This is a genomic window from Embleya sp. NPDC025285 (assembly GCF_055558835.1).
Genome location: NZ_JBVHLU010000094.1, coordinates 1 through 26,568, shown reverse-complemented (window position 1 = coordinate 26,568; position 26,568 = coordinate 1). Strand labels below are relative to the sequence as shown.

Below are 26,568 nucleotides of genomic sequence, written 5' to 3'. Positions count from 1 at the left end.
CGTCCTCCGACCGGGCATCCGCGTTCACTACCACTGTACCCGGCGAGGTGCGGCCGGTGGGGTGATGCTCATTACTGCTTGTCCGGAGATGGGCGACTCCGCCCGGACGTGGTGCCCCCGTGACCATGGTGCGCTCACTACGCTGCGTACTTGTGAACACTGGGGCGGCGGGCACGGACGAAGGGGCCGACATGAGCGCAGGTACGGAGCCGACCGGGGAGATGCGGGCCGCCGTGATCGAACTGCTCGGCGTACTCGCCTACGGCGAGATCACCGCCTTCGAGCGGCTCGCCGAGGACGCCAAGATGGCGCCGACGGTGGACGACAAGGCCGCGCTGGCCGCGATGGCGGTGGCCGAGTTCCAGCACTACACCCTGCTGCGCGATCGCATCGCCGCACTGGGCGCGGACCCGGCCGCCGCGATGGATCCGTTCATCGCGCCGCTGGACGAGTTCCATGTGCACACCGCGCCCGCCGACTGGCTGGAGGGCCTGGTCAAGGCGTACGTGGGCGACGGCATCGCGGCCGACTTCTACCGCGAGGTGGCCGCGCACCTGGACGAGGTCAGCCGGGATCTGATCGTCGAGGTGCAGCGCGACACCGGGCACTCGGCCTTCGTGGTCGACGCGGTGCGCTCGGCGATCGAGCGCGACCCCAAGGTGGCGGGCCGGCTCGCGTTGTGGGGGCGGCGGCTGATGGGCGAGGCGCTCAGCCAGGCGCAGCGGGTCGCCGCGGAGCGTGACGTGTTGTCCACGATGCTGATCGGCGGCGGGGCGGGCCCGGGCTTCGACCTGGCCGAGATCGGGCGGATGTTCAACCGGATCACCGAGGCGCACCAGCAGCGGATGGCCGCGCTCGGCCTGGCGTCCTGACCCGGAGCGGGCGCCCCGAAAACATTGCCGAAAACCCGAGAGTGGGTGGGTCCGCACGCGGATCCACCCACCCTCGGGTCGTGCGGGTGCCGGTGTCGGCACCCGGTCCTCAGGCGTTGGCGCCGAAGCCGACCTTGCGCGCCGACGACTCGCCGATCTCGACGTAGGCGAGGCGGTCGGCGGGCACGATCACCCGGCGGCCCTTCTCGTCCGTCAGGGACAGCAGCTTGGACGCCCCCGACAGCGCGTCGGCGATGGCCCGCTCGACGTCCTCCGGGTTGTCCGTGCTCTCCAGCACCAGTTCCCGCCCGGCGTGCTGTACGCCGATCTTGATCTCCACGGCTGTCCCTCCGGCCTTGAAATTCTGGAGATCGGCGCCGCGACGACCGCGGGCCGTACCCATTCCAGCAGGCTAGTCGAGAGCCGGGGTCACCCCACGCCATGACGGGTACGCCGAACGCGAACGCCGGACGGGAACAAGCGCGTCCTGGGCCCGACGCCGCAGGTCGGCGGGCGTTCAGTGCTGCGGGTCGTCCTTGCGCGGGAACCGCGAGATGCCGCGCCAGGACAACGACGAGACCAACAGCGAGGCGGCGTCGCGCGGGATGGTCGCGCCGCGCGCGATCCAATAGCGCGCGGTGACCTGCGCCATACCGGTCAGGCCGATCGCCAGGAGCATCGACTCCTCCTGACCGAGCCCGGTGTCCTCGGCGATGATCTTGCTCACCGCCTCGGCGCACATCTCGCTGACCCGCTCGACGCGCTCGCGCACGGCGCTCTCGTTGGTCAGATCCGACTCGAAGACCAGACGGAACGCGCCGCCGTCGTCGTCGACGAACGCGAAGTAGGCGTCGACCGTGGCGGCCACGCGGAACTTGTTGTCGTGCGTCGACTCCAGCGCGCGCTGCACCGCCGCGAACAGCGCCTCGCAGTGCTGGTCGAGCAGCGCCAGATACAGCTCCAACTTGCCGGGGAAGTGTTGGTACAGCACGGGCTTGCTGACGCCGGCGCATTCGGCGATGTCGTCCATCGCGGCCGCGTGGTAGCCCTGCTTGACGAAGACTTCCTGGGCGGCGCCGAGGAGTTGCGTCCTGCGCGCGAGCCGGGGCAGCCGGGTACCGCGAGGACGGGGGTCCGCATCCTGGATGGCTGTCACGGGGCTCCTCAAGGTGTCGCTCAACGTGTCGCGGACACCGGATGGTTCGGTGATCCGGCGGGTCTCTCCACCACGTCATCCTACTTTCGGGTAACCCAGGGCGTAAGTTTCGTGGCGCAACGAAACAGGATCCCGCGCCTGTCACAACCCCCGCAAGGGGGCGCGTGAAGTGCGCGGAGGGTGCTCGCGAGCCCTGGGCGACGGTTCGGAATCGACGCTCATCGATAGTCGTCGTCCTCCTGGCGCCCGACTCCTCGGCGCTGCTCGGTCGCGTCCGCGGGGTCCACGCCATCGGGCACCGACTCCCATACGGGATCGCCGTCACCGTCGTCCGCCACCACCGCGGTGTGCTGATCCACCGCGTCCGGAACCGGAATCTCGGGGTCGTCGGCCGTCTCGTCGGAGAGTGCGGCGTCACCTTCCGTGACGTCTTCGAACTCGGGGGTTTCGTCGATGCGGTACATACGGCCTCCCTGCCCGTGCGGTGCGCCGCTATGCGGGCTTCCCGCAAGTCCATGATCCGCCCGGCGTGCGTTGCCGCACTTTCGGGATCGATGTCGAAACGTGATGTGGGAAGCGTTTACAGTGACGTCATGAAACAGGGCATAAGAGTCGAGAGCACCCGGGCCGACGAAGCCGGTCGAGGCATCCGCCCTTCCGTCTCAGTGATCATCTCGTAATATTGCCCACCGTGACGACCATCAGCCCCGCAAGCGAAGCCGACGCGACGCCTTGGCCTGCGCGTACGGTCGAAGTCGCCACCGGCAGCGCAGTCGTGGTGCGCCGCGACGCGCTCCGCGACGCCGACCTGCCACCCGCGATGATGATCCACGGCCTCGGCGGCTCCTCCCTGAACTGGACGGAACTGGCCGCCGAACTGCGGTCGGATCTTTCCGTGGAGATGATCGACCTGCCCGGGTTCGGGTATTCGCCGCCGCCGCGGAACGGGGACTACTCGATCTCCGCGCACTGTCGTGCGGTCGAGGGCGCGATCCTGTCGCTGCGCAAGGGTCCGGTGCACGTGTTCGGCAATTCGATGGGCGGCGCGGTGGCCACCCGGCTCGCCGCGCGACGCCCGGACCTGGTCCGCACGCTGACCCTGATCTCGCCCGCGCTGCCGGACCTGCGGGTGCGTACGTCGGTGCTGCCGACGGCGATGCTCGGTGTGCCCGGCGTGGGTCGCGCGTTGCTGCGGCTCAGCCGCAACATGACGCCCGAGCAGCGCACCCGGATGTCGATCGCGATGATGTACGGCAACCCGGACACGGTCGGCGACAAGGCATTTGCCGACGCCGCCGCCGAGTACCGGCGCCGACTCGAACTCCCGTACATGATGGACGCGTTCTCGCACTCGACCCGGTCGGTCATCGGGGCCTACCTGGAGCGCGGCGAGCGGGCGTTGTGGCGGCAGGCGGCCGACGTGCGGGCGTCGACGCTGCTCGTCTACGGGCGCCGGGACAGATTGGTCGACCCGCGCATGGCCAAGCGCGCGACCGAGACGTTCCCGGACGCACGACTGCTGGTGGTGCCCGACTCCGGGCACGTGGCCATGCTCGAACACCCCCGCGTGGTGGCCCGGGGTTTCCGCGATCTTCTCGACGGGGCCCTATCGCCGTCGAACGTGGTGGGGTGAACGCAGACTCATGGGACGTCACTCGGGAACGCAGACGAGCGTGCAGTACGGCGGTGAGGGGTTGCCGGACGACGCACTGTCCGGCGGCTACGCGGCGGTGCCGCAGCAGGGCGCGTACGGGCAGGTGCAGCAGGACGGATACGCCGGCGGCCTGATCGACACCTCGTACGCAGGCGCGTATCCCGGGCAGGACACCGGCTATCACGGCTACCCCGCGGACCCCGGCTACGGCGGCTACCAGGCCGCTCCGCAGGAGGGCCTGGGCTACGACGGCGGGCAGCAGCACGGCTGGGAGCACCCCGCGCCGGAGGCCGGCTCCGGGACCTGGACCGCGATCGGGACGATGCCCGGCGAGCCCGCGCACTGGGACGACCCGCTGGAGCCGTACGGCGCGCAGGCCGCCTCGGGCGGCTACGCGGCACAGACGTTCGGCGCGGACACCTTCGGCACCGACACCTTCAACACCGACGGGTTCGGCACCGATACGTTCGGCGCGACCGCGTTCGCGGCCGGCTCGTTCGGCGGCGACGCCTACGGCGCGGACTCCTACGGCGCCGACCCGTACGCCACCGGCGGCTACACGGCGGTGGGTCACGCGAACGACCTGTACGCCGCGGACGGCTACCCCAGCGGCATGCACGCGGTCGTCGAGGCGCCCGCCGCGCCGATGTACGACACCACCACGTTCGAGCCGCAGAGCTTCGTCGGCTACGGCTACGACACGACGGGCGCCTACCAGGCCGTGTCGCCCGTGCGCGATCCGCTGGTGGACGCGCTGTACGAGATGCCCGCCGAGGCGGCGGAGGCGGCCGGTCCCGGTGCCGGGCAGTATGCGATGGAGGCCGAGCCGTGGGCCGTGTCGGCCCCCGAACTCGACCTGGAACAACTCTCGTTCGCGACCGAACCGGGCGAGGACTTCGCGGACGCGGAGTCGGCGTACGAGGTGGAGCCCGAGCCGGAGTACGGCTTCGAGCCGGACGCCGGGAGTGCCCCGCCCAAGGGCCGCGCGCAGACCCGGCGGGCGAACCGTCCCGCGCCGCGCAAGGGCCGGCGCACGCTGGTCGCGGCGAGCGGCGCGGTGGTCACCGGCGCGGTGCTCGCCGGCGCGGTCGTGCTCCAGATGCCCGACGAGGGCACGTCGAGCCAGGCCTCCGGCGACGACCAGGCCGGGCCGGGTGCCGCGCCTCGGCCCACCGACCAGGCCGCGTCGCGCTCCTCGGATCGCGACCCGGTCGCGCAGGGCGGTGCCTCGTCGTTGCCGCTGCCCACACCCGCGTCGCCGACCACCACCGACCAGCTCACCGTGCGCTTCCCGCTCGATCCCAAGCTCGGCCTGAGCGGCAGCTTCGACACGGTGCCCGGCAAGGAGGCCGCACCCGGCCCCGGCCGCAAGTACACGTACGCCGTGGAGATCGAGCAGGGCCTGCAACTGGACGGCGAGCTGTTCGCCACCACGGTGCAGAAGACCCTGAACGACAAGCGCAGTTGGGCCACCGGCGGATTGACCTTCGAGCGCACCGACAACTCGCCGAAGGCGGACTTCGTGGTGCGGCTGGCCAGCCCGCAGTCGGTGCACAAGGCGTGCACCCCGATCGTGGGCGACACCAGCGCGGACAACGTCTCGTGCGACGCGTACGGCACCCGGTACGTGATGATCAACGCGTGGCGCTGGGCGCAGGGCTCGACCGCCTACGGAGACGACATCGTCGGCTACCGGCAGATGCTGATCAACCACGAGGTCGGGCACCGGCTCGGGCACAACCACGAGAAGTCCTGCGGCGCGGGCGGCATCGGCTCGGACCTGGCTCCGGTGATGATGCAGCAGACCAAGACCCGGGTCGCCAGTGAGGGTGCGATGAAGGGCGAGACCTGCGAGGCCAACCCGTGGCCGTACCCGACGGGCAAGCTCACCAAGTAGACCCGGCCGAGCCGCTCCGGGCGCCGTCGAAGGCGCCCGGAACGCCTTCGCGCGCGCGAATCTCACGGACCGGACCCGGTGCCCGGGAATCGGGACGAGCGTGGCACTGTTGCGGTAGGAAAAGAGCCGAGATGAACAGTCCGACCATCGGAGTTTCCGTGTCGCAGCTACCACCCCTGGTCGAGCCGGCCACCGAGCTGACCGTCGACGAGGTCCGTCGTTACTCGCGCCACCTGATCATCCCCGACGTCGGGATGGACGGGCAGAAGCGGCTGAAGAACGCCAAGGTGCTCTGTGTGGGCGCCGGTGGCCTGGGCTCGCCGGCGCTGATGTACCTCGCCGCGGCCGGTGTCGGCACCCTCGGCATCGTCGAGTTCGACACCGTCGACGAGTCGAACCTGCAGCGTCAGATCATCCACGGACAGAGCGACATCGGTCGGTCCAAGGCCGAGTCCGCGCGCGACTCGGTCAAGGAGATCAACCCGTACACCAAGGTCGTCCTGCACGAAGAGCGGCTCGAGGCCGACAACGTGATGGAGATCTTCGGGCAGTACGACCTGATCGTCGACGGCACGGACAACTTCGCCACCAGGTACCTGGTCAACGACGCCTGTGTACTGCTGAACAAGCCGTACGTGTGGGGTTCGATCTACCGCTTCGACGGCCAGGCCAGCGTGTTCTGGTCCGAGCACGGCCCGTGCTACCGCTGCCTGTACCCGGAGCCCCCGCCGCCGGGCATGGTGCCCTCGTGCGCCGAGGGCGGCGTGCTGGGCGTGCTGTGCGCCTCGATCGGCTCGATCCAGGTCAACGAGGCGATCAAGCTGCTGATGGGCATCGGCGAGCCGCTGGTCGGCCGGCTGATGATCTACGACGCGCTGGAGATGACGTACCGCACCGTCAAGGTGCGCAAGGACCCCGAGTGCGCGGTGTGCGGGAAGAACCCGACCGTGACCGAGCTGATCGACTACGAGGCGTTCTGCGGCGTGGTCTCCGAGGAGGCCCAGGAGGCCGCGCTCGGTTCGACCATCACGCCCCGCCAGCTCAAGGAATGGCTCGACGCGGGCGAGAACATCGACCTGATCGACGTTCGTGAGCCGGGCGAGTACGAGATCGTCAGGATCCCGGGTTCGCGGCTGATCCCGAAGAACGAGTTCCTGATGGGCCGGGCCCTGGAGGAACTGCCGCAGGACAAGCGGATCGTGCTCAACTGCAAGACGGGCGTGCGCTCGGCCGAGGTGCTGGCGGTGCTCAAGAGCGCGGGCTTCGCCGACGCGGTGCACGTGGGCGGCGGCGTGATCGGATGGGTCAACCAGATCGAGCCGGAGAAGCCGGTCTACTAGGTCCTCGGGGCCGGATGCCCCCGAACGCCGGACGGGCCGATTCCCATCGGCCCGTCCGGCGTTTTTTCGGACCGTGGCGAGGGCTCAGATCGCCTGTTTGCGTTGCAGGTGGGTGAAGGCGAGCCAGCCGGGCAGCACCGGCAGCCAGAAGGTCAGGAAGCGGTAGAGCAGCACGGCGGCCGTCGCGGTCTCGAACGGCAGGCGAGCGGTGCTGGTCAGGCCCGCGATCAGGGCCGCCTCGACCGCGCCGATGCCGCCCGGGGTGGGTGCGGCCGAGCCGATCGCGTTGCCGGCCAGGAAGACCACCGCGATCGCGGCGAAGTTGGCCGAGCCGCCGAAGGCCCGCACGCTGGCGTCCAGACACAGGATGAAGGACAGCGTGAGCAACACCGTGCCGCCGAGGCCGGCCGCGAGCTTGGTCGGGGTCTGGAGCACGTCCAGCAGACGCGGCACGATGCCGGAGAAGAGTTGGCGCAACTGCTTGACGATCCAGCGCCGCAGCGGCGGAACGGCCATCACCAGCAGCGTCACCAGGGCCAGGACCAACAGGCCCGCGATCACCGCGCCCGACGGCGCGAAGGACGGCGTCTCGGCGGTGCCCGCGATGTAGCCGAAGAAGGCCAGCAGGCCGACGTGGAAGACCAGGCCGCCCAACTGCGAGACGCCCACGCTCGCGGCGGCGAGGGTGGGCGGGATGCCGGCCTTCTGCAGGTAGCGGGTGTTCAACGCGACGCCGCTGACCGCCGGTGGCGCGACCAACTTCACGAACGAACCGGCGAGTTGCACCACGGTGGTGCGAAACAGCGACAGCCGTTCCGGGACGAAGCCGAGCAACATCAGCGCCGCGCACACGTAGCTGAGCGAGGAGGCCAGCAGGCCGATCGCCGCCCAGCCCCAGTTCGCGCTGTCGAAGATCTCGCCCAGGTCGACGTGGCTGAGCTGGGACAGCAGGAAGTAGCCCGCGAACGCGCTGGCCACCACGGTGACCAGGGTGCGCGCGCGGACCCGCTCCAGGCGGACCGGCTCGACCTCGGCCTGCGGACGCAGCTCCAGGATCTGCTCGCGGATCCGGGAGAGCAGGTTCTTGTCCTTGCGCAGCACCGCACGGGTGCTGCGGCTGAGCGCGACCTTCTGCAACAGCGGCAGGCACGCGGCCACGGTGTCCGCGCCGAGCACCTCCGCGGCGGTGTGCACCGCGCGCTCCTCGCCCACCCGCAGCGCGATGGTGGTGAGCAACTGCGCGGTGTCGATCCGCAGCGCCAGATCGCCGGAGGCGATCTCGCCGGCTCGCAGGTCCACCAGCCACGGCTCCCCGGCGCCGTCCACCAGGATGCTCTCGGCGACCAACCGCCGGTGGGTGAGCCGGTGTGCCTGGAGCAGCCCCAGCAGTCCCCACAGTCGGGCCAACAGCTCGTCGGTGAGCTCGTCGTCCTCGAGGGTGTCCAGGGTGCGGCCGGGCACGTGCGCGTAGGCGAGCAGCGCGGCGTCCGGGCCGACCTCCGTGGTGGCCACCAGACGCGGCGCGCGCACCCCCGCGTCGGCGCAGGCGTACGCCATCAGCGACTCCTGCTCCAGCGCGCGGCGGGTGGACAACACGGTGCGGCGCTGGGTGACCCCGCGCAGCACCAGGCGGCGGTAGAAGCGGTAGATCGCGCCGGATGCCTGCTGGTCGCGGTCCAGCACGGTGACGTCCAGCAGCCGTTCGTCGGCCAGCCGGACCGCGTAGCGGCGGGTCTCCTCGGGGCCGTCGTCGGTGCGCACGCAGGACAACGCGACCAGGCCGAACCGGCGCAGCGCGGCGACCACCGACTCGGCCGGCGGCCGGGTGTTGGGCAGGCCGACCGCGTACAGCGTGGCGTAGGCGATGGTGCGGCCGAACAGCACGCTGGTGAGCAGCGCGACGGGTGTGGTGTACCCGCCGACCAGGACGGTCGCCGCGTTCAGCAGGAGCAGCGTCCACACCACCAACTGCCAGCGCGGTCTGCGGACCAGACCGACCGCGGTGACGTAGGCGACGATCGGCGCCAGGTAGCCGTGGACCGGGTCGGTCCAGCCGCTCCGCGGCAGCGGCAGCGGGCGGGTGAGCGCGTCGCGCAGCGCCTCGGGGCCGGGGCCGGTGATCCACCAGTCCAGGCCGAGTGAGGCCAGGTAGGTCATGGCGGCGGCGATCACCCCGTCGGCGACCCGCAACCCGTCCCGGCTGATCAGGCGTTCGATCCCGTAGGCCACCGGCACCACGAGCACCGCGACGGCGAACACCCCGCCGGAGAGGTTGAGCAGCAGGTGCGGCGTGCTGTTCTGGGCGCCGCGGACGATGTCCGATTCCAGGCCCGAGGTGGTCTGCCGGGCGATACTGGCCAGGAAGAAGACCACGCCGAGGGTGAGCACACCGAGCAGGACTCGGATCAAATCGGACGATCGGTGCACACGCAGCGGTTGCGAGGGCTCGACTACGAGGGCGCGCCCGTTCCCGGGGGCCCCCGTCGCGATCGTTCCGTCATGCTCTCGAATCACCCGTCACCACCGCGTCGATGGTGCCACGACCCGCGCCCGGGTTTGCGCCCGGCCGCGCCGAAGTGCAGCCGAAAGGGGCGGGCGGTCGTCCGACCCCGTGTCCGACGACTCTGTCACCATGTGCGGATGAGTGACCCTAACCCCTTCGCCGAGCGGGTGCTCGACCTGGTCGAGCGCATCCCGCCCGGGCGGGTGATGGCCTACGGGGACGTCGCCGAGGCCCTCCAGGAAGGCGGCCCACGGCAGGTCGGCCGCGTGATGGCGCTGTACGGCGGCGGGGTGCCGTGGTGGCGGGTGGTGCGCGCGGACGGCTCGTTGCCGTCGAGCCACGCGGTGCGCGCGCCCGGGCACTACCGGGCCGAGGGCACGCCGTTGCGTTCGGGCGGCGAGCGGGTGGACATCGGGCGGGCACGCTGGGTGCCGGCGCCCGACGAGGTGCCCGCGCAGGTGCCCGCCGACCGGGAGGATCCGCCGATCTCCTGACCGCGCGGGGTGGGCCGGGTCACAGTGGTCGCGCCCCGATCCGCGCCCGGAAGTCCTGTGTGCTCCCGGGGCGAGCGGGCCGGGTGTGATCTGATGGGCATCGGCCGCGCCCTGCCGACCGGGGCGCGGCCGACCCACCGCGACCGAGACCGCTGTCCGACCTGTCGACGGCGCGGCCCGTGCAGACACAGGATTCGACGGCGACCCGAAGGCACTTTCGGCCAGATGACCACCCCGACCCCGGCGTACCGCCTGCGGCGCACCCCCGTGGCCCCGCCCGCGCCCGTGATACCCGACGACTATCAGCGTGCCGTCGTCGAGCACCGCGGCGGGCCGCTGCTCGTGCTCGCGGGTCCCGGCACGGGCAAGACCACGGTGCTCGTGGAGGCGGTCGCCGAGCGGGTGGCGCGCGGGATCCGGCCGGAGGAGATCCTGGTCCTGACCTTCGGTCGCAAGGCGGCGGGCGAGTTGCGCGACCGGTTGACCGCGCGGCTGCGCGCCGCCGGGGCGCGGACCGCGGCGGTGCCGACCGCGACCACGTTCCACTCGTTCTGCTACGCACTGGTGCGCGAACACCAGCCGGCCGAGTTGTTCAGCTATCCGCTGCGCCTGTTGACCGGTCCCGAGCAGGACGTGTTCGTGCGCGAACTGCTCGCGGGCGGGGTCGAGGAGGGCAGCCAGAGCTGGCCCGCCGAGCTGCGTGCGGCGGTGGGCACCCGGGGCTTCGCCGACGAGGTGCGTGCGGTGATCGCGCGCAGCCGCGAACTCGGGCTCGATCCGGACGCGTTGGCCCGGTTCGCCAAGGACACCGGGCGTCGGGACTGGGGGGCCGCGGCCGACTTCCTCGCCGAGTACCTGGACGTGATCGACGCGCAGGGCGTGGTCGACTACGCCGAACTGGTGCACCGCGCGGTGTTGCTCGCCGAGCGGCCGGAGACCGCCGAGATCCTGCGCGGGCGCTACAAGGCGGTGTTCGTCGACGAGTACCAGGACACCGACCCGGCGCAGGTGCGCCTGCTGGCGGCGCTGGCCGGGGACGGGCGGGACCTGATCGCGGTGGGCGACCCGGACCAGTCCATCTACGCGTTCCGCGGCGCGGACGTGAACGGCATCCTCGACTTCCCGCACCGGTTCCCGCGTGCCGACGGCGAGCCCGCGGACATCGTCGTGCTGCGCACCTCGCGCCGGGCGCCGGCCGGGCTGCTGGCCGCGTCCCGGGTGGTCACCCAGCGCATGCCGCTGAGCCGGCTGCCCGGCGACCGGGTGCGCGCGCACCGCGAGTTGATCCCGTCGGTGTCGGGTGAGCGGGATCCGAGCCGGGTCGAGGTCTACACGTACCCCACGCCCGGCGCGGAGTTGGACAACATCGCCGACATCCTGCGCCGCGCGCACCTGGAGGAGGGTGTGCCGTGGGGGGAGATGGCCGTGCTGGTGCGCTCGGGCGCGCGTTCGATCCCGGGTCTGCGGCGGGCGCTGTCGGCCGCCGGGGTGCCGCTGGAGATCGCCGGCGACGAGTTGCCGATCGCGGCCGAGCAGGCGGTGTCGCCGCTGTTGACCGCGCTGCACGTGGCGGCGGATCCGAACGTGTTGGACGCGGAGACCGCGCGCGCGTTGTTGCAGTCCCCGCTGGGGGGGTTGGACGCGGGCGATCTGCGGCTGCTCGGGCGGGCGCTGCGGGCCGAGGAGCGGGCCGCGTCGGGCGCCTCGGTGACCAGTACCCGGCCCTCCGCCGAGCTGATCCGGGACGCGCTGGCCGAGCCCGGGCAACTGGTCGGGATAGAGCAGCGGGTCGGCGGCGGCGCGTTGCGCCTGGGCATGCTCGTCCGCAAGGCGCGCGAGGTGCTCGCGGGCGGCGGCAGCACCGAGGACGCGCTGTGGGAGCTGTGGCAGGGCACGCCCTGGCCCGCACGGCTGGAGCGCGCGGTGTTGCGCGGCGGTACCGCCGGGCGCAACGCGGACCGCGACCTGGACGCGGTGGTGGCCCTGTTCGAGGTGGCCGCCAAGGCCGAGGAGCGGGCCGGCCATCGGGGCGCGCTGAACTTCCTGGCCGAGCTCAAGGCCCAGCAGATCCCCGGCGACCGGCTCGACGACAGCGCGCTGCGCGGCGAGTCGGTGCGCTTGCTGACCGCGCACCGGGCCAAGGGCCTGCAGTGGCGCCTGGTGGTGGTGCACGGGGTGCAGGAGGGGCTGTGGCCGGACCTGCGTCGCCGGGGTTCGCTGCTGGAGGCGGACCGGATCGGTTCGGACGGCCTGGCCGAACCGCTGTCGCCGGGCGCGCTGCTCGCCGAGGAGCGGCGGTTGTTCTACGTCGCGGTCACCCGGGCGAAGGAGCGGCTGGTGGTGACCGCGGTCGACTCCAGCTACGACGACGGCGACCAGCCCTCGCGCTTCCTGGAGGAGCTGGGGGTCACGCCGGTGGAGGTCAAGGAGCGGCCCCGGCGTCCGCTGTCCACCTCGGCGCTGGTGGCCGAGCTGCGGTCGGCGGCGGTGGATCCGCTGGCGCCCGCCGTGCTGCGCCGGGCCGCCGCGCGGAGGTTGGCCGCGCTCGCGGACCTGCGCGACGACGAGGGTCATCCGCTGGTGCCGGCCGCGCACCCGGACCGGTGGTGGGGGCTGGTGGCGCCGACGGATCCGGGGGTGCCGATCCGGGATCCGGACGGCGCGGTGCGCTTGTCCGGCAGTTCGGTGGCCAAGGTGCGCGACTGCGCGCTGAGCTGGTTTCTGGGCAGCGAGGTGCACGCGGACTCGCCGCGTTCGGCGGCGCTGGGCTTCGGCAACGTGGTGCACGCGCTCGCGGACGAGGTGGGGACCGGCGCGACCGCGGCCGAGTTGCCGGTGCTGATGGACCGGCTGGACCGGGTGTGGGACGCGTTGGCGTTCGACGCGCCGTGGCAGTCCGAGCAGCAGAAGGACGAGGCCCGGACGGCGCTGGAGCGGTTTTTGTCCTGGCACACCCACGAACGGCACCGGGTGGTCGCGGCCACCGAGCACGGCTTCGAGGTCGAGCTGACCGCGGGCGAGTACCGGGTGGTCATCCGGGGCTCGATGGACCGGGTCGAGCGCGGCGAGGACGGCCTCGCGTACGTGGTCGACTTCAAGACCGGGCGTCGGCCGCCGACGCGCACCGAGATCGAGGACCACCCGCAACTCGCGGTGTACCAGGTCGCGGTCGCGGCCGGCGCGCTCGACGATCTGCCCGGTTTCGAGGGCGGGCGACCGGCCTCCGGCGGTGCCGAGTTGATCCAGTTGCGCACGCCGGAGAAGGGCGACGCCGAGCAGCCGCTGGTGCTGGCCCAGGACCCGCCGCTGCCCGGACCGGACGGCGGGACGTGGGTGGGCGGGTTGCTGGCGGACGTGGCCGGCCGGATCATCGGCGAGCGGTTCACCCCCAGCACGGGTTCGCACTGCGACATGTGCGATTTCCGCAAGTGTTGCAGCGCGCGTCCGGAGGGACGGATGACGGTCGACTAGCCGGTGTGGCCGGTTCCGACGCATCCGCCTGTCGGCATTTCCCCGTGAAGCCGTACGTATCGGGGCGGTTGATCATGCTTTCTTTGCCATGGCCATACTCGTGCGCAGGCCCCTCCGGTCCCCGAGTCAAGGAGTTTCGTGCGCACTGCACGTATGTTTGCGATCGTCCCCGTCGTCGCTGTCGCCTTCGCCGGGCTGACCGCCTGTGGCGGTTCGGAGGCGAAGTCGAACGCCGGAACCGACGCCAAGACGTTGGCCGACGAGGCGCAGCGGCTGCTCGAGTCCGTCGCCGACTACAAGATGGTCGGTGGTGGTCGGGACGAGGAGACCAGGATCGAATGGGACCTGTGCATCCGCAACGGCGCGGACGTGCAGGGCAGGATGGTCATCGACGGCGACCCGGTCGAGATGATCATCGTCGGCAAGGACCAGTACATGAAGGCCGACTCGGCCTTCTGGAAGAAGTCGATGAGCGACACCGTCCCGGCCGCGGTCCTGGATCGGGCCGTGGCCGTGGTGTCCGGCAAGTGGGTCAAGACCCCGGTGGACGACGAGGACGGCGGCCCCGGCAGCATGGCCGACTTCTTCGACGGCTCCACCGACGGGGTGAGCAAGGGCGAGCCGGTCAAGATCGACGGCGTGAAGGTGATCCCGCTCAGCAAGAAGGACGAGGACGGCGTCACGACCACCGTCTATGTGCGGGAGAAGGGCAAGCCCTACCCCTACCTGGCCAAGTCCGAGGGCGACGGCGACATGTCGGTGAAGTTCACCAAGGGCAAGAGCAAGTGCGAGCCCACCGCGCCGGCCGAGTCGATCACCAAGGAAGAACTGAAGGGCCAATTCAAGGACGCGTGATCGGGCGCCGCGCCCGGACACCGGCCCCGTACCGCGACCGCTCCTGTCGCCGTGCGGGGCTAGTCTTCCTCCGGTGCACGCCGTACTGACCGACCCGGACGACCTGTGTCGTCTCCTGGGGATCCCCTTCACACCGGAGCAGCTCGACGCGGTGCTCGCGCCGCTGAGCCCCGGGGTGATCGTGGCCGGGGCCGGATCCGGCAAGACCACGGTGATGACCGCGCGGGTGGTGTGGCTGGTGGGCACCGGTGCGGTGCGTCCCGACCAGGTGCTCGGCCTCACCTTCACCAACAAGGCCGCCGGTGAGCTGGCGCAGCGCGTGCGCAAGGCGATCGGGCAACTGCGCGGCGGCGAGATCCCGGCCGACGAGGACGCCGGCGAGCCCACCGTGTCCACGTATCACGCGTTCGCCGGCCGGCTGCTCCAGGAGCACGGGCTGCGGATCGGCCTGGAACCCTCCGCCCGGTTGCTCGCCGACGCGACGCGCTATCAGCTCGCCGCCCGGGCCGCGCGCACCGCGCGGGGCCCGTTCCCCACGCTGACCGGCCGGCTGCCCGACGTGGTGGCCTCCGTCCTGCATTTGGGCGGCGAACTCGCCGAGCACCTGGTGCCCGTCCACCGGCTCCAGGAGTGGGACCGGGCCTTCGTCGCCGACGTCGAGGCCGCCGCGAAGCCCTCCGCCGCCGCGCGCAAGGCCGCCGACGCCGCGCGCAACCGGCTCGACCTGACCCGCCTGGTCGACGCGTACGCCCACGCCAAGAGCGGCCGCGACCTGCTCGACTTCGGCGACCAGATCGCCTACGCGGCCAGGATCGCCGGCGAGCGGCCCGAGGTCGGCGAGATCCTGCGCGACACCTACAAGGTCGTGCTCCTGGACGAGTACCAGGACACCTCGGTGGCCCAACGCGTGCTGCTGCAGGGGCTGTTCGGGCACGGCCACCCGGTGACCGCGGTGGGTGACCCGTGCCAGGCGATCTACGGCTGGCGCGGTGCCTCGGTCGCCAACATCCACGACTTCCCGATGCACTTCCCGCAGCGCGACGGCACCCCCGCGGCCCGCTACGCGCTGTCCGAGAATCGGCGTAGCGGCGGCCGGATCCTGGCCTTCGCCAACGACCTCTCCGAGCCGTTGCGCACCCCCGAGAGCGGCGTGGAGGCGCTGCGCCCGGGCCCCGGCGCCGAGCACGAGGGGTGGGCCGTCGCGGCGCTGCTGCCCACCCACCGTGCGGAGATCGACTGGCTCGCGGACCGGATCGGTACCGCGATCGGCACCGTCCTGGACAAGAACGGCGACCCGATCACCCCCGGCGACGTCGCCGTGCTCGCGCGCACCGCGGCCGACTTCGCGGACATCCACGCGGCGCTGGTGCGCCGCGACATCCCGGTCGAGGTGGTGGGCCTGTCCGGGCTGCTGCACCTGCCCGAGGTGGCCGATCTGGTGGCCGTGTGCGAGGTGCTCGACGACCCCACCGCCAACTCCGCGCTGGTGCGTCTGCTGGCCGGGCCGCGCTGGCGGATCGGGCCGCGCGACCTGGCCCTGCTCGGTCGCCGGGCCGCCGAACTGGTTCGCGTCGATCGGGCCGGCGCCGACGACGCGGACGCGCGCCTGGAGGAGGCGGTGGCCGGGATCGACCCCACCGAGGTGGTCTCGCTCTCCGACGCGCTCGCCGACCCCGGCGAGCACCACCCCTTCTCGGCCGAGGCGCGCCGCCGGTTCGCCCGGGTCGCCACCGAGATCCGCGACCTGCGCCGGCACCTGGGCGAGCCGCTGATGGACCTGCTGCACCGGGTGCTGGCCGGTACCGGCCTGGAGGTCGAACTGTCCGCGTCGCCCGGCGCACTGGCCGCGCGCCGCCGGGAGACGCTGCACGCGTTCCTGGATGTCGCGGCGGGCTTCGCCGACCTGGACGGCGACCCCTCGCTCACCGCGTTCCTGGCCTTCCTGCGCACCGCCGCCGAACACGACAAGGGGCTGGACGGCAGCCTGCCCACGGCCGGCGACTCGGTGAAGGTGCTCACCGCGCACAAGTCCAAGGGCCTGGAGTGGGAGGTGGTGGTGGTCCCCGGGTTGATCGAGGGCGTCTTCCCGAGTGTGCGTACGCAGACCAAGTGGATCACCAACGGCAAGGCGCTGCCGCATCCGCTGCGCGGCGACGCGGACGCGCTCGCGGTGTTGCCGGACCTGACGCCCAAGGGCTTCAAGGCGTTCGACGCCGCGATGCGCGAGCACCAGGCGACCGAGGAGCTGCGCCTGGGCTACGTGACCTTCACCCGCCCCAAACAACTGCTGATCGCGTCCGGCCACTGGTGGGGGCCGACCCAGAAGAAGCCGCGCGGTCCGTCGGCGTTCCTCACCCGGCTCCGCGAACACTGCCGGGCCGGCAACGGCACCGTCGAGGTGTGGACGCCCGAACCCGCCGAGCCGGTCAACCCGTATCTGGCGGACACCCTCGAACACGCCTGGCCGCTGCCGCTGGACCCGACCGCGCTGGTGGAGCGCCGCCGGGCGGCCGACGCGGTGCTCGCCGAACTCGCCCGGCGCGAGGCCGCCCGACGGGTCGACCACGCGATGCAGCACCCGTCGGTCGAGCCCGAGTCCGAGTCCGAGTCCGAGTCCGAGCCTCGGATCGAACCCGAGCCCGAGTTCACCGTCGCCCCGGGCCCGGCCGACGACGAGCGGGTGCCGGTCGAGGTCTACGACGCCCACATCCCACCGGACCCGGAGCACGAGGCGCCGCCCCCGGAGGACGACCCCGGACCGCCCGCCCGCGACCTGCCCTCGCGCGACCACGACGACTCCCGCGAGCACACCGACGAGGTACGCGCCGGGCACCCGGCGGTCGAGGGCCCCGAGACCGGCGCCGCCGCCCGGTTCGAGCCCACCCCGGACGAGCTGGCCCTGATCGAGTCGTGGGACCGCGACCTGGTCCGGCTGGCCGAGGAACTGCGCCGCGGCCGATCCGGGGTGCGCGAGGTGCCGCTGCCCGCGACGTTGTCCGCGTCCCAGATGTTGCGCCTGTCCAACGACCCGGACGGCCTCGCGCGCGAACTGGCCCGGCCGATGCCGCGCCCGCCCGCCCCCGCGGCCCGCCGCGGCACCCGCTTCCACGCGTGGGTCGAGTCGTTGTTCGGCGAGCGCCCGCTGCTGGAACCGGACGACCTGCCCGGCGCGGCCGACGAGGAGATCACCGACGAGGCGGACCTGCTCGCGCTCCAGGAGGCGTTCCTGCGCACGCCCTACGCGCAGCGCGCCCCGTACCGGGTGGAGGCGCCCTTCCAGCTCTTCCTCGGCGGCCGGATCGTGCGCGGCCGGATCGACGCGGTCTATCGCGAGGGCACGGGGTTCGAGGTGGTCGACTGGAAGACCAACCGGGTGCAGAACGCGGACCCGCTCCAGCTCGCGGTCTACCGGTTGGCCTGGGCCGAATACGCCGACGTGCCGATCGAGGAGGTCTCGGCCGCGTTCTTGTACGTGCGCACCGGGGAACTCGTCCGGCCCAAGGGATTGCCCGGACGAGACGAACTGGAACAGTTGTTCACGGAAGGTGACGAACCGGGCCCGGGCCAGGGTTCTTGATCCGGAGGAAACCCCGGTCGGGTGACGATGGGCCCGATGCAGCCGGTTTCCGACACTCGTATGGTTTATGAGGATCGGCAGTACGGCGAACTTCGAACGGGACGGGATACGGCACCGGTGCGCGGAACAGCACAGACGAGACGGGCACTGCGGCTTGTCGGCGTCGCGGGTGATCGCCCCCTGCTGCCGGTGATCGGCCTGGTCCTGCGCCTGCTGTCGTTCCTGGTGATCTTCGCGGTGGTGGTGCTGGCCGCCGCTACGCCGGAGAACGTGCACGTGGGGCCGCTGCTCGCGGTCGCGCCCGCGCTGTCCGGACTCACCCAGACGGCCCCGCGCGGACCACTGATCACCGGGGCGGTGGCGGCCGTGGTGGCGGTGGCGCTGACCGCGCTCGGCCAGGGCCGAGGCGGCGGCGAGCCGTTCATCACGCTCGTGTCGATCGCGCTGGTGACCGCGACCGCGTGGGCCGGTGTACATGTGCGCATGCGCCAGGAACGCACCATCGAGGAGGTGCGCAGCGTCGCCGAGGCGGCCCAGGAGGTGCTGCTGCCCCAGGTGCCCCGGTCCATGGGCTCGCTCACCGTCGGTGTGCGCTACCGCGCGGCGGCGGCCGAGGCGCGGATCGGCGGCGACCTGTACGAGGTGGTGCCCACGCCGTTCGGTGTCCGGGTGGCCATCGGCGATGTGCGCGGCAAGGGGCTGGGCGCGGTGCGTACCGCCGCCGCGGTGCTCAGCGCGTTCCGCGAGGCGGCGTACGAGGAGCCGGACCTGCCGGGCGTGGCGCGGCGGCTCTCGGCGAGCCTGGAGCGTCGGCTCGGCGAGGACGACGAGGAGTTCGTCACGCTGATCCTGCTCGGCTTCCCGAGCGATGCCGCGTGTGTGGACATCCTCAACTGCGGCCACCCCGCGCCGCTGCTGCTGCGTGCCGGGCACGCGCAGGCGCTGGACCCGCCGGCCCCGACGCCGCCGCTGGGCATCCTGGACCTGCGCGAGTCGGACCTGCCGGTGCTGCGCGTGCCGTTGCTGCCCGAGGACCGGCTGCTGCTGTACACCGACGGGATCATCGAGGCGCGCAACGCGGCCGGCGAGTTCTACCCGCTGCCCGACCGCGCCCCCGACAGCCTGCCCGGCGTCGAGGACACCCTGGACCGGCTGGAGGCGGACGTGCAGCGGCACGTGGGCCACCCGCTCCAGGACGACGCGGCGATGGTGCTCCTGCGCTACCGGCCCGTGCTCGCCCGGCAGGACGGGCTGCGCGGGGCGCGCCTGAGCGCCTGAACCCCCGGCGCGCTCACCCCACGTTCACCTCCACCACCAGTGCGCAGTGGTCCGAGACGCCCAGCCGGACCGCCTCGGTGCGGCGCACCGCCTCGGGACCGATTCCGTGTCCGAGCACGTGGTCGAACTGGACCCTGGGGTGATACGAGGGATACGTGGGCACCCGGGCCAGCGACCGCCAGCGCACGGCTCCCGCCCCCGCGCCGCGACCGCGCCGACCCACCACCGCCTGCGGGATGCGCCCGGGCAGGTTGAAGTCGCCGAGCAGCAACTGCGGACCGGGCAGGTCGGCGGTGGAGCGGCGGATCCGGGCGAGCTGGGAGATGTTCCAGCCGGGCACGAAGGACAGGTGCGCCGCGAGCACCGTGAACGGTCCGTGCGGGCCCTCCACGACCGCCGCGAGCACCCCGCGGGGTTCGTCCGGCACGCGGGTCAGGCCGGGCCGGCCCTGCACCCGCAGCGGCAGGCTCAGCGGCGCGGCCGGGAAACGCCGGACCCGCCAGCGCGACACCGGCAGCCGGGACAACAGCGCGATGCCGTACCCGGGGCCGCCCTCGCCCCGCTCGTCCGCCGTGTACACCCGACGCTCGCCCGGCACCGGATCGTCCTCGGTCCAGCCCGACACGGGCGCCGGCACACCGTGCACCGAGGCCAGAAAGCGCCACTGCGACATGCCCAGCGCCTCGGCCGCGATCGCCGCCTGGTCCGCGCCGCCCGAGCGCTCCTGATGCCGGTCGACCTCCTGGAGGGCCACGATGTCCGCGTCGAGATCGGCCAGCGCGGCGCGCAGCCGCTCCGGGTCGGATTCGCCGTCGGCCAGGTCCATGCCGTGCAGCAGATTGAAGGTCGCGACACGCAACGTGGTCATCGCCCGACGGTAACCCCACCGGGTGCGGAGCGTGCGGCGATCGGCGCGCCGGCGCCCGGTGCCACCCGCCCGGGCGGCGGGCATATGGTCGAATCCATGAGCATCCCCGACCGCGACATCTCCGCCTATGTGCACGCGCACGCCGCCGACTTCTTCGCCGATCTGCGCACCTGGCTGGCCATCCCGTCGATCTCCGGCGACCCGGCCGCGGCGGCCGACGTCGAGCGCAGCGCGTGGTGGCTGGGCGGCGCGTTGCGCGACGCCGGTTTCCCCACCGTCGAGGTGTGGGAGACGTCCGGGCTGCCGGCCGTGTTCGCCGAGTGGCCCTGCGCCGACCCGGACGCGCCCACCGTGCTGGTCTACGGGCACCACGACGTGCAGCCCGCGGCGCTCGCGGACGGGTGGAGCACGCCGCCGTTCGAGCCGACCGACGTGGGCGATCGGCTGTACGCGCGCGGCGCGGCCGACGACAAGGGTCAGGTGCTCTTCCACCTGCTCGGCGTGCGCGCGCACCTGGCCGCGACCGGGCGGGACACGCCCGCGGTCAACCTCAAGCTGATCGTCGAGGGCGAGGAGGAGTCCGGCTCGGAGCACCTGCCGGCGCTGCTGCGCGGGCGCCGGGACCGCCTGGCGTGCGACGTCGTGGTGGTCTCGGACACCGGCATGTGGGGCGCGGACACGCCCAGCACCTGCACCGGCATGCGCGGCCTGGCCGAGATGCAGATCGACCTCTTCGGTCCCACCTCGGACATCCACTCCGGCTCGTTCGGCGGCGCGGTGCCCAACCCGGCAACCGCACTGGCCCGGCTGATCGCCGCGCTGCACGACGAGGACGGCCACGTCGCGATCCCGGGCTTCTACGAAGGCGTCGGCGAACTCACGGACCGCGAGCGGGAGTTGTTCGCCAAACTGCCGTTCGACGAGGCCGCCTGGCTGGGCAACGCGAAGTCCGCCGCGGCGAGCGGCGAGGCCGGCTACAGCACACTGGAGCGGGTGTGGGCACGCCCCACCGCCGAGGTCAACGGCATCTGGGGCGGCTACACCGGCCCCGGCCGCAAGACCATCGTGCCCGCCTCCGCGCACGCGAAGATCTCCTTCCGGCTGGTGGACCGCCAGGACCCGGAGCGGATCGAGCAGGTCGTGCGCGCGTGGGTGGCCGAGCGGCTGCCCGCCGGGATCCGCTGCGAACTCGACTTCGGCACGGGCGTCCGGCCGTGCCTGACCCCGCTGGACCATCCCGCGCTGCGCTCGGTGGTCCGCGCGCTCGGCCGCGCGTTCGACACCGAGATCCTGTACACCCGCGAGGGCGGCTCCGGACCCGAGGCGGACCTCCAGGAGGTGCTGGGCGCGCCGGTGGTCTTCCTCGGCGTCTCGCTGCCCGACGACGGCTGGCATTCGGTCGATGAGAAGGTGGAGAAGCCGCTGCTCCTCAAGGGCGCGGAGGCCGCCGCGCACCTCTGGGAGGACCTCGCGGCGACCTGGCACGAAGCACGATCCGGGAGGGACGTCAGTTGATCCACCCCAAGCCTGTCGCCGGGCAGGCACTGGCCCGATCCGCCCTCGACCGGGCGGCCGAACACCGCCTGGACCAGGGGTGGTTGGACCGGGCCTGGCGCGCGCCGAAGACGCGCGTGCTGGTCCTGGGACAGGGCCGGGCGCACTGGTCGGGCGACACGGGCGCGCCGCACCTGGTCCTGGTCGATCCGGCACACGCGCCGGAGGGCGAGCGTTATCTGCTCGGCGTCGACGCGGCCGGTGTGTGCTACTTCGCGGTCTCGGTGGGGGAGTTGGCCGAGCCCGCGGCGGGAGTGCGCGAGGGCACCCTGCGCGAACTCGGCACGCTCCTGGACGACCGGGACGCGGGACTGCTCGTGCACGCGACCGGCCTGCACCACTGGCACCGCACCCACACGTTCTGCGCGCGCTGCGGGCAGCCGACCGAGATCGCCGCGGCCGGGCACGTGCGGCGCTGTCCGGCCTGCGGGGCCGAGCACTACCCGCGCACCGACCCGGCGGTGATCATGCTGGTGCTGGACCGGGACGACCGGTGCCTGCTCGGCCGGCAGGCGAGCTGGCCGGACAAGCGGTTCTCCACCTTCGCCGGCTTCGTCGAGCCCGGCGAGTCGCTCGAACAGGCCGTCGCGCGCGAACTGCACGAGGAGGTCGGCGTGCGTACCGCGTCCACGGAGTACCTCGCCAGCCAGCCCTGGCCGTTCCCGTCCAGCCTGATGCTGGGCTTCTTCGCCTACGCGGTGGACGAGAGGGTGCGGGTGGACGGCGAGGAGATCTCCGAGGCGTACTGGTACTCGCGGGCGCAGCTCAAGGAGGCGGTCGGCACGGGCGAGGTGGTCCTGCCCGGGGCGTTGTCGATTGCCCGCCACCTGATCGAGAAGTGGTACGGCGAGGCGCTGGACGAGGACAACCACTGGTAGTCCCGGCCCGCACGTGCGGCGGCCCGCGACGGGAATCCGTCGCGGGCCGCCGCCACGCGGGGGTACGGCTCGCCCGGGTTCAGGCGGCGAGCTCCGCGACGGCGGCCTTGACCTGGGCCAGGCTCGGGTTGGTCGCGGTCCACAGCGGTGCCCCGCCGTCGGGCGGCAGGATGACCAGCGTCGGCACGGTCTGGTTGCCGCCGTTCACGCTCATCACGAAGTCGGCGGCCTTGGGGTCGTGCTCGATGTTCACCTCGGTGTAGGCGATGCCCTCGCGCTCCATCTGGCTCTTGAGCCGGCGGCAGTAGCCGCACCACGTCGTGCTGTACATCGTCACGGGGGCCGACATCGTCATGCACTCCTTTGTGTTCGCCCGGTCCGGGAACGGTTGTCCACATCGGCAACATGTGCGCGGTCGGTTTGATTCCACACCTGTGCGGATCACCGGGGGCTGTGCACAAGCGGCCTCGGGCCGAGGGGATGCCTGAGAGGATGGGCCGATGATCGCTTCCCCCGACGACGTCCTGGACGCGCTCGATCCCGAGCAGCGGCGGGTGGCCAAGGCCGTCGACGGCGCCGTGTGCGTGCTCGCGGGCGCGGGCACCGGCAAGACCCGCGCGATCACCCACCGCATCGCCTACGGCGTGCTGACCGGCACGATGCAGCCCGGCCAGACGCTCGCGGTCACCTTCACCGCGCGGGCCGCGGGGGAGATGCGCGGCCGGCTGCGCGACCTGGGCGTGCCCGGCGTGCAGGCGCGCACGTTCCACGCGGCGGCGCTGCGCCAGCTCTCGTACTTCTGGCCGAAAGTGTTCGGCGGTGCCCCGCCGCAACTGGTGGAGACCAAGTTCCTGCTCGCCCGCGACGCGGTGCAGCACTGCCGGCTGCGGGCCGATCGGGCCGAGCTGCGCGACATCATCGGCGAGATCGAGTGGGCCAAGGCCACCCAGACCGCGGCGGACGACTATCCGCGCGCGGTGCTCGCGGCGGGCCGCAAACCGCCGCGCGCGGCGGCCGAGATCGCCCACGTCTACGCGGCCTACGAGAAGATCAAGTCCGGCAAGGGCCTGATGGACTTCGAGGACGCGCTGCTGCTGACCATCGGCCTGCTCGACGAGCGCCCCGAGGTGCGCGAGGCGGTCCAGGCGCAGTACCGGCACTTCACCGTGGACGAGTACCAGGACGTCAACCCGCTCCAGCAGCGGCTGCTCGACCTGTGGGCGAACGAGGCGCGCAGCCTGTGCGTGGTCGGCGACGCGAGCCAGACCATCTACTCGTTCACCGGCGCCACACCCGCCTACCTGCTCGACTTCCGCCGCCGCTACCCGGACGCGGAGGTGGTCGAGCTGGTCCGCGACTACCGCTCCACGCCGCAGGTGGTGGGCCTGGCCAACCGGCTGCTCGCGCACGCCACGGGCGAGGCCGCCAAGCACCGGCTGAAGCTGATCTCGCAGCGCGGCGAGGGCCCGGCGCCGCGCTTCGTCGAGCACGCCGACGAGCAGGCCGAGGCGGAGAGCACCGCGAAGCAGATCCGCGCGCTGATCGACGAGGGCGTGCGGCCCGCCGAGATCGCCGTGCTGTTCCGTACCAACTCGCAGTCCGAGTCCTACGAACAGGCGCTGGCCGATCAGTCGGTGGCGTACCTGCTCAAGGGCGCCGAACGGTTCTTCGAGCGGGCGGAGGTCCGGCAGGCGATGGGCTTCCTGCGCGCGCACGCCATCTCCGGCGGGCCCGAGGCCGAGCGCGGCCCGCTCGCGGGCGAGGTGCGCGCGGTGCTGGGGAACACCGGGTGGAGCGCGCAGCCGCCCGCCGGATCCGGCCAGGCCCGGGAGAAATGGGAATCGGTGGCCGCGCTGCTGCGGCTCGCCGAGGAGTTCGAGGTCAAGCGGCCGGAGGCGACGCTGCGCGACTTCACCGCGGAGTTGGCCGAGCGGGCGAGCGCGCAACACGCGCCGACGGTCGAGGGCGTCACCCTCGCGTCGCTGCACGCGGCCAAGGGCCTGGAGTGGGACGCGGTGTTCCTGGTCGGCCTCAACGAGGGGATGATGCCGATCGCCTACGCGGACACCCCGGACAAGATCGAGGAGGAGCGCCGGCTGCTCTACGTCGGGGTGACCCGGGCGCGCGAGCGGCTGACCCTGTCCTGGTCCCTGGCCCGCACTCCGGGCGGCCGAGGCCGCAAGGCGTCCCGGTTCCTCGACGGCCTGCGCGGCGCGGACGGCTCGCGCGGCACGGGCTCCGCGCTGCCCGACGCGTTCCGTTCACCGGCCCGCGGCCCGGACGGTACGGTCCGGCCCCGGCGCAAGGTGGGCCCGGTGCGCTGCCGGGTGTGCGCCCGGGCGCTCCAGGACGCCGCCGAGCGCAAGATCGGACGCTGCCTGGACTGCCCCTCGGACGTCGACGAGTTCCTCCTCGAGCAGTTGATCGTGTGGCGGCAGGGGCGGGCACAGGAGCAGAGCCAGCCGGCGTTCGTCGTCTTCACCGACGCGACGTTGACCGCGATCGCCGAGACCCGGCCGCTCAACGAGCGGCAACTGGCCGCGATCCCGGGGGTGAGCCGAACCAAGCTGGAGCGATTCGGTGACGACGTGCTCGCGCTGTGTGCCGGTCACGACCTCGCGATCGAGCCCGCGCCGGAGGACTTCGGGCACATCCCGGAGGACGAGGATGCTCCTGCCGGGGAGTGAGATCCGAGGGGTTTCCCTCGAGTGACGAGGACCATGCAATAAATCGTTTGCGTCTCGCTCCGAACCGCATCTACGCTCACGAGCACGGTCGGAACGTTCGACCGTGCTCGTCCATGAAACCTGGAAACACCCCTGCGGTGTTCCCCGAACCCTCTCGAAAGGAGGTGAACGTCGTGATTACCAGGAACTTGAAAGCCCAGCGTCAGGCGTTCACCGCCGCTTCGGTCGTGGTGTCGGTGGGCTCCGCCAAGCTGTCGCATGCCGATCTCTCCCTGCCCAAGTCCGGCCTGGCCGGGCTCCCCACGGATCTGTCCTATGCCGGGACCGATGCCCTGATCACCGCCTCCGCGCGACTGCGCGGCAACGGCAGTGGTGCGTCCGCAGTCGCGGGTGCCTCAGGTCTCGTCGGTCTGGCGGGCAGCGCCGAGGGTCCGTGGCAAGGCGAGCAGGCAGCGGCGACGCGTCGCAACGAGCGACCGTCGAACGCGGCGGCTTGCGAGCAGGCGCAGACGCAGGAATCGCAGCAGGCCAGTGGAATGACCATGGCGGCCTTTGCCGGTAACAACGGGTATCCGTCCTGGAGGAACAGGACCTGACGTAACGTCAGGTCGGCACCCTCCAGGGCCGCGGAATCCCGAACACCGGGATCCGCGGCCCTTGTCTTTTGTCGGCTGTCAGCAGCACCGAGTAGCGACCACCGGGGACACGAGTCCCACGAATCACAGGAGCACCACGTGCCCCACGGCAAACCCCCCGCACCCGGCAGCACAGCCACAGCGACATCGGAGGTAGACCTGATGACCCTTACCGCTTTCGAGGACGTCGAGCAGCTCGAGTCGACGATCCCCTGCCGTTCCTACGACCCGGAGGTCTTCTTCGCCGAGTCCCCCGAGGACGTCGAGTACGCGAAGGCCCTGTGCCGCGAGTGCCCCGTGCGTGAGATGTGCCTGCAGGGCGCGCTCGAGCGCCGCGAGCCCTGGGGTGTCTGGGGTGGCGAGCTCTTCGTGCAGGGCGTCGTCGTCGCCCGCAAGCGTCCCCGTGGCCGTCCGCGCAAGACGGAGGTCGCCGCGTGACCCCGCCGGCGGGACCCCGACGCACGAGCACCCGACACACCACGTACGCGCAGGAACCCATGAAGCACATTCACGACACGAACGCCGTTTTGCCCAATGACAGGAGCAGGGAGTTGCATCTCATCAACGAAGCCCTCGCGAGGGCTCAGATGGATCAACAGCTCCGTGAAGCGGAGCTCCAACGCAGGGCGTACCACGTCCGGATGGCGCGCAGGATGCGTCGTCGGGCGGAGGTCGCCTCCATGCGCGCGCGCCGGGCGCTGGCCATCGCGGTGATGTAAGCCGCCGATGTCGCCCGACCGGTACGCGGCACGCCGAAGGGCGGGCACCCCTCGAGGGGTGGGCGGCCCTTCGTGTTGGTGGTGGGGGGGGAGGGGTTCTCACCCCTGCGGGGTTTTTTGGGGTTTTGCT

Annotated in this window: 21 protein-coding genes; 15 read left to right on the top strand and 6 right to left on the bottom strand. The window is 72.2% G+C overall.

The window, feature by feature from the left end; translation table 11 throughout:
* Nucleotides 1-191: 191 nt before the first annotated feature.
* The gene (locus tag ACZ4FV_RS40615; protein ID WP_395866314.1) at nt 192-872 is read left to right on the top strand and encodes a ferritin-like fold-containing protein; all 681 of its coding nucleotides are present in this window, start codon (nt 192-194) and stop codon (nt 870-872) included.
* Between the two features lie 109 nt (nt 873-981).
* Here the strand turns inward: ACZ4FV_RS40615 and ACZ4FV_RS40610 are convergent, their stop codons facing one another.
* The 3 genes from ACZ4FV_RS40610 to ACZ4FV_RS40600 all read right to left on the bottom strand — a co-directional run bounded on the left by ACZ4FV_RS40610 (nt 982) and on the right by ACZ4FV_RS40600 (nt 2,492).
* Nucleotides 982-1,212, bottom strand: a complete 231-nt coding sequence (locus tag ACZ4FV_RS40610) for a DUF3107 domain-containing protein (protein ID WP_395866525.1) — start codon at nt 1,210-1,212, stop codon at nt 982-984.
* A gap of 177 nt (nt 1,213-1,389) precedes the next feature.
* On the bottom strand, nt 1,390-2,028 hold the full coding sequence (locus tag ACZ4FV_RS40605; RefSeq protein ID WP_395866312.1) for a TetR/AcrR family transcriptional regulator: 639 nt from the start codon (nt 2,026-2,028) through the stop codon (nt 1,390-1,392).
* Between the two features lie 218 nt (nt 2,029-2,246).
* The gene (locus ACZ4FV_RS40600) at nt 2,247-2,492 is read right to left on the bottom strand and encodes a hypothetical protein (protein ID WP_395866310.1); all 246 of its coding nucleotides are present in this window, start codon (nt 2,490-2,492) and stop codon (nt 2,247-2,249) included.
* Between the two features lie 227 nt (nt 2,493-2,719).
* Between ACZ4FV_RS40600 and ACZ4FV_RS40595 the strand changes: the two genes are divergently transcribed.
* From ACZ4FV_RS40595 to moeZ, 3 genes are all read left to right on the top strand, one after another.
* A complete protein-coding gene (locus ACZ4FV_RS40595; protein ID WP_465325723.1) occupies nt 2,720-3,661 on the top strand; it encodes an alpha/beta fold hydrolase in 942 nt (313 codons plus the stop codon).
* A 10-nt stretch (nt 3,662-3,671) separates the two neighbouring features.
* On the top strand, nt 3,672-5,579 hold the full coding sequence (locus ACZ4FV_RS40590) for a DUF3152 domain-containing protein (protein WP_465325721.1): 1,908 nt from the start codon (nt 3,672-3,674) through the stop codon (nt 5,577-5,579).
* A gap of 131 nt (nt 5,580-5,710) precedes the next feature.
* Nucleotides 5,711-6,919 carry an adenylyltransferase/sulfurtransferase MoeZ gene (moeZ, locus tag ACZ4FV_RS40585; RefSeq protein WP_395866305.1) on the top strand — a complete coding sequence of 403 codons (1,209 nt, stop codon included), beginning with the start codon at nt 5,711-5,713 and terminating at the stop codon, nt 6,917-6,919.
* Nucleotides 6,920-7,003: 84 nt separating this feature from the next.
* Here the strand turns inward: moeZ and ACZ4FV_RS40580 are convergent, their stop codons facing one another.
* A complete protein-coding gene (locus ACZ4FV_RS40580) occupies nt 7,004-9,346 on the bottom strand; it encodes a lysylphosphatidylglycerol synthase transmembrane domain-containing protein (RefSeq protein WP_402230461.1) in 2,343 nt (780 codons plus the stop codon).
* A 213-nt stretch (nt 9,347-9,559) separates the two neighbouring features.
* On the opposite strand from ACZ4FV_RS40580, the gene ACZ4FV_RS40575 reads away from it, so the two are divergent.
* The 5 genes from ACZ4FV_RS40575 (at nt 9,560) to ACZ4FV_RS40555 (ending at nt 19,097) form a co-directional block, all read left to right on the top strand.
* Nucleotides 9,560-9,916 carry an MGMT family protein gene (locus tag ACZ4FV_RS40575; protein ID WP_395866301.1) on the top strand — a complete coding sequence of 119 codons (357 nt, stop codon included), beginning with the start codon at nt 9,560-9,562 and terminating at the stop codon, nt 9,914-9,916.
* Nucleotides 9,917-10,141: 225 nt separating this feature from the next.
* A complete protein-coding gene (locus ACZ4FV_RS40570) occupies nt 10,142-13,387 on the top strand; it encodes an ATP-dependent helicase (RefSeq protein WP_465325717.1) in 3,246 nt (1,081 codons plus the stop codon).
* A 138-nt stretch (nt 13,388-13,525) separates the two neighbouring features.
* On the top strand, nt 13,526-14,242 hold the full coding sequence (locus tag ACZ4FV_RS40565; protein WP_395866297.1) for a hypothetical protein: 717 nt from the start codon (nt 13,526-13,528) through the stop codon (nt 14,240-14,242).
* A gap of 73 nt (nt 14,243-14,315) precedes the next feature.
* Nucleotides 14,316-17,819, top strand: a complete 3,504-nt coding sequence (locus tag ACZ4FV_RS40560; protein WP_402230465.1) for an ATP-dependent helicase — start codon at nt 14,316-14,318, stop codon at nt 17,817-17,819.
* A gap of 117 nt (nt 17,820-17,936) precedes the next feature.
* Complete coding sequence (locus ACZ4FV_RS40555) at nt 17,937-19,097, top strand: PP2C family protein-serine/threonine phosphatase (RefSeq protein WP_402230468.1); 1,161 nt, start codon at nt 17,937-17,939, stop codon at nt 19,095-19,097.
* Nucleotides 19,098-19,110: 13 nt separating this feature from the next.
* Here the strand turns inward: ACZ4FV_RS40555 and ACZ4FV_RS40550 are convergent, their stop codons facing one another.
* On the bottom strand, nt 19,111-19,965 hold the full coding sequence (locus ACZ4FV_RS40550) for an endonuclease/exonuclease/phosphatase family protein (RefSeq protein ID WP_395866291.1): 855 nt from the start codon (nt 19,963-19,965) through the stop codon (nt 19,111-19,113).
* 96 nt (nt 19,966-20,061) lie between these two features.
* On the opposite strand from ACZ4FV_RS40550, the gene ACZ4FV_RS40545 reads away from it, so the two are divergent.
* Both ACZ4FV_RS40545 and nudC read left to right on the top strand, forming a co-directional pair.
* Nucleotides 20,062-21,480: a dipeptidase gene (locus ACZ4FV_RS40545; RefSeq protein WP_395866289.1), complete on the top strand. Its 1,419-nt coding sequence runs from the start codon at nt 20,062-20,064 to the stop codon at nt 21,478-21,480.
* The gene (nudC, locus tag ACZ4FV_RS40540; protein WP_395866287.1) at nt 21,477-22,397 is read left to right on the top strand and encodes an NAD(+) diphosphatase; all 921 of its coding nucleotides are present in this window, start codon (nt 21,477-21,479) and stop codon (nt 22,395-22,397) included. The genes ACZ4FV_RS40545 and nudC overlap by 4 nt, the downstream gene beginning before the upstream one ends.
* Nucleotides 22,398-22,476: 79 nt before the next feature.
* Here nudC and ACZ4FV_RS40535 read toward each other — a convergent pair whose 3' ends face one another.
* On the bottom strand, nt 22,477-22,746 hold the full coding sequence (locus ACZ4FV_RS40535; RefSeq protein ID WP_395866285.1) for a mycoredoxin: 270 nt from the start codon (nt 22,744-22,746) through the stop codon (nt 22,477-22,479).
* A 151-nt stretch (nt 22,747-22,897) separates the two neighbouring features.
* Between ACZ4FV_RS40535 and ACZ4FV_RS40530 the strand changes: the two genes are divergently transcribed.
* The 4 genes from ACZ4FV_RS40530 to ACZ4FV_RS40515 all read left to right on the top strand — a co-directional run bounded on the left by ACZ4FV_RS40530 (nt 22,898) and on the right by ACZ4FV_RS40515 (nt 26,438).
* A complete protein-coding gene (locus ACZ4FV_RS40530) occupies nt 22,898-25,084 on the top strand; it encodes an ATP-dependent DNA helicase UvrD2 (protein WP_465325712.1) in 2,187 nt (728 codons plus the stop codon).
* A 173-nt stretch (nt 25,085-25,257) separates the two neighbouring features.
* The gene (locus tag ACZ4FV_RS40525) at nt 25,258-25,680 is read left to right on the top strand and encodes a hypothetical protein (protein ID WP_395866282.1); all 423 of its coding nucleotides are present in this window, start codon (nt 25,258-25,260) and stop codon (nt 25,678-25,680) included.
* Between the two features lie 138 nt (nt 25,681-25,818).
* Nucleotides 25,819-26,157, top strand: a complete 339-nt coding sequence (locus tag ACZ4FV_RS40520; protein WP_026218651.1) for a WhiB family transcriptional regulator — start codon at nt 25,819-25,821, stop codon at nt 26,155-26,157.
* Nucleotides 26,158-26,216: 59 nt separating this feature from the next.
* Nucleotides 26,217-26,438, top strand: coding sequence for a hypothetical protein (locus ACZ4FV_RS40515; RefSeq protein WP_355541032.1), 222 nt, complete (start codon nt 26,217-26,219; stop codon nt 26,436-26,438).
* Nucleotides 26,439-26,568 lie beyond the last annotated feature (130 nt).

Excerpts from the sequence above, each read along its gene's own strand:
- ACZ4FV_RS40615 (WP_395866314.1), top strand. The coding sequence starts at position 192 with ATGAGCGCAGGTACGGAGCCGACCGGGGAGATGCGGGCCGCCGTGATC.
- ACZ4FV_RS40600 (WP_395866310.1), bottom strand. The coding sequence starts at position 2,492 with ATGTACCGCATCGACGAAACCCCCGAGTTCGAAGACGTCACGGAAGGT.
- ACZ4FV_RS40590 (WP_465325721.1), top strand. The coding sequence starts at position 3,672 with ATGGGACGTCACTCGGGAACGCAGACGAGCGTGCAGTACGGCGGTGAG.
- moeZ (WP_395866305.1), top strand. The coding sequence starts at position 5,711 with ATGAACAGTCCGACCATCGGAGTTTCCGTGTCGCAGCTACCACCCCTG.
- ACZ4FV_RS40575 (WP_395866301.1), top strand. The coding sequence starts at position 9,560 with ATGAGTGACCCTAACCCCTTCGCCGAGCGGGTGCTCGACCTGGTCGAG.
- ACZ4FV_RS40570 (WP_465325717.1), top strand. The coding sequence starts at position 10,142 with ATGACCACCCCGACCCCGGCGTACCGCCTGCGGCGCACCCCCGTGGCC.
- ACZ4FV_RS40550 (WP_395866291.1), bottom strand. The coding sequence starts at position 19,965 with ATGACCACGTTGCGTGTCGCGACCTTCAATCTGCTGCACGGCATGGAC.
- ACZ4FV_RS40545 (WP_395866289.1), top strand. The coding sequence starts at position 20,062 with ATGAGCATCCCCGACCGCGACATCTCCGCCTATGTGCACGCGCACGCC.
- ACZ4FV_RS40535 (WP_395866285.1), bottom strand. The coding sequence starts at position 22,746 with ATGTCGGCCCCCGTGACGATGTACAGCACGACGTGGTGCGGCTACTGC.
- ACZ4FV_RS40530 (WP_465325712.1), top strand. The coding sequence starts at position 22,898 with ATGATCGCTTCCCCCGACGACGTCCTGGACGCGCTCGATCCCGAGCAG.
- ACZ4FV_RS40515 (WP_355541032.1), top strand. The coding sequence starts at position 26,217 with ATGAAGCACATTCACGACACGAACGCCGTTTTGCCCAATGACAGGAGC.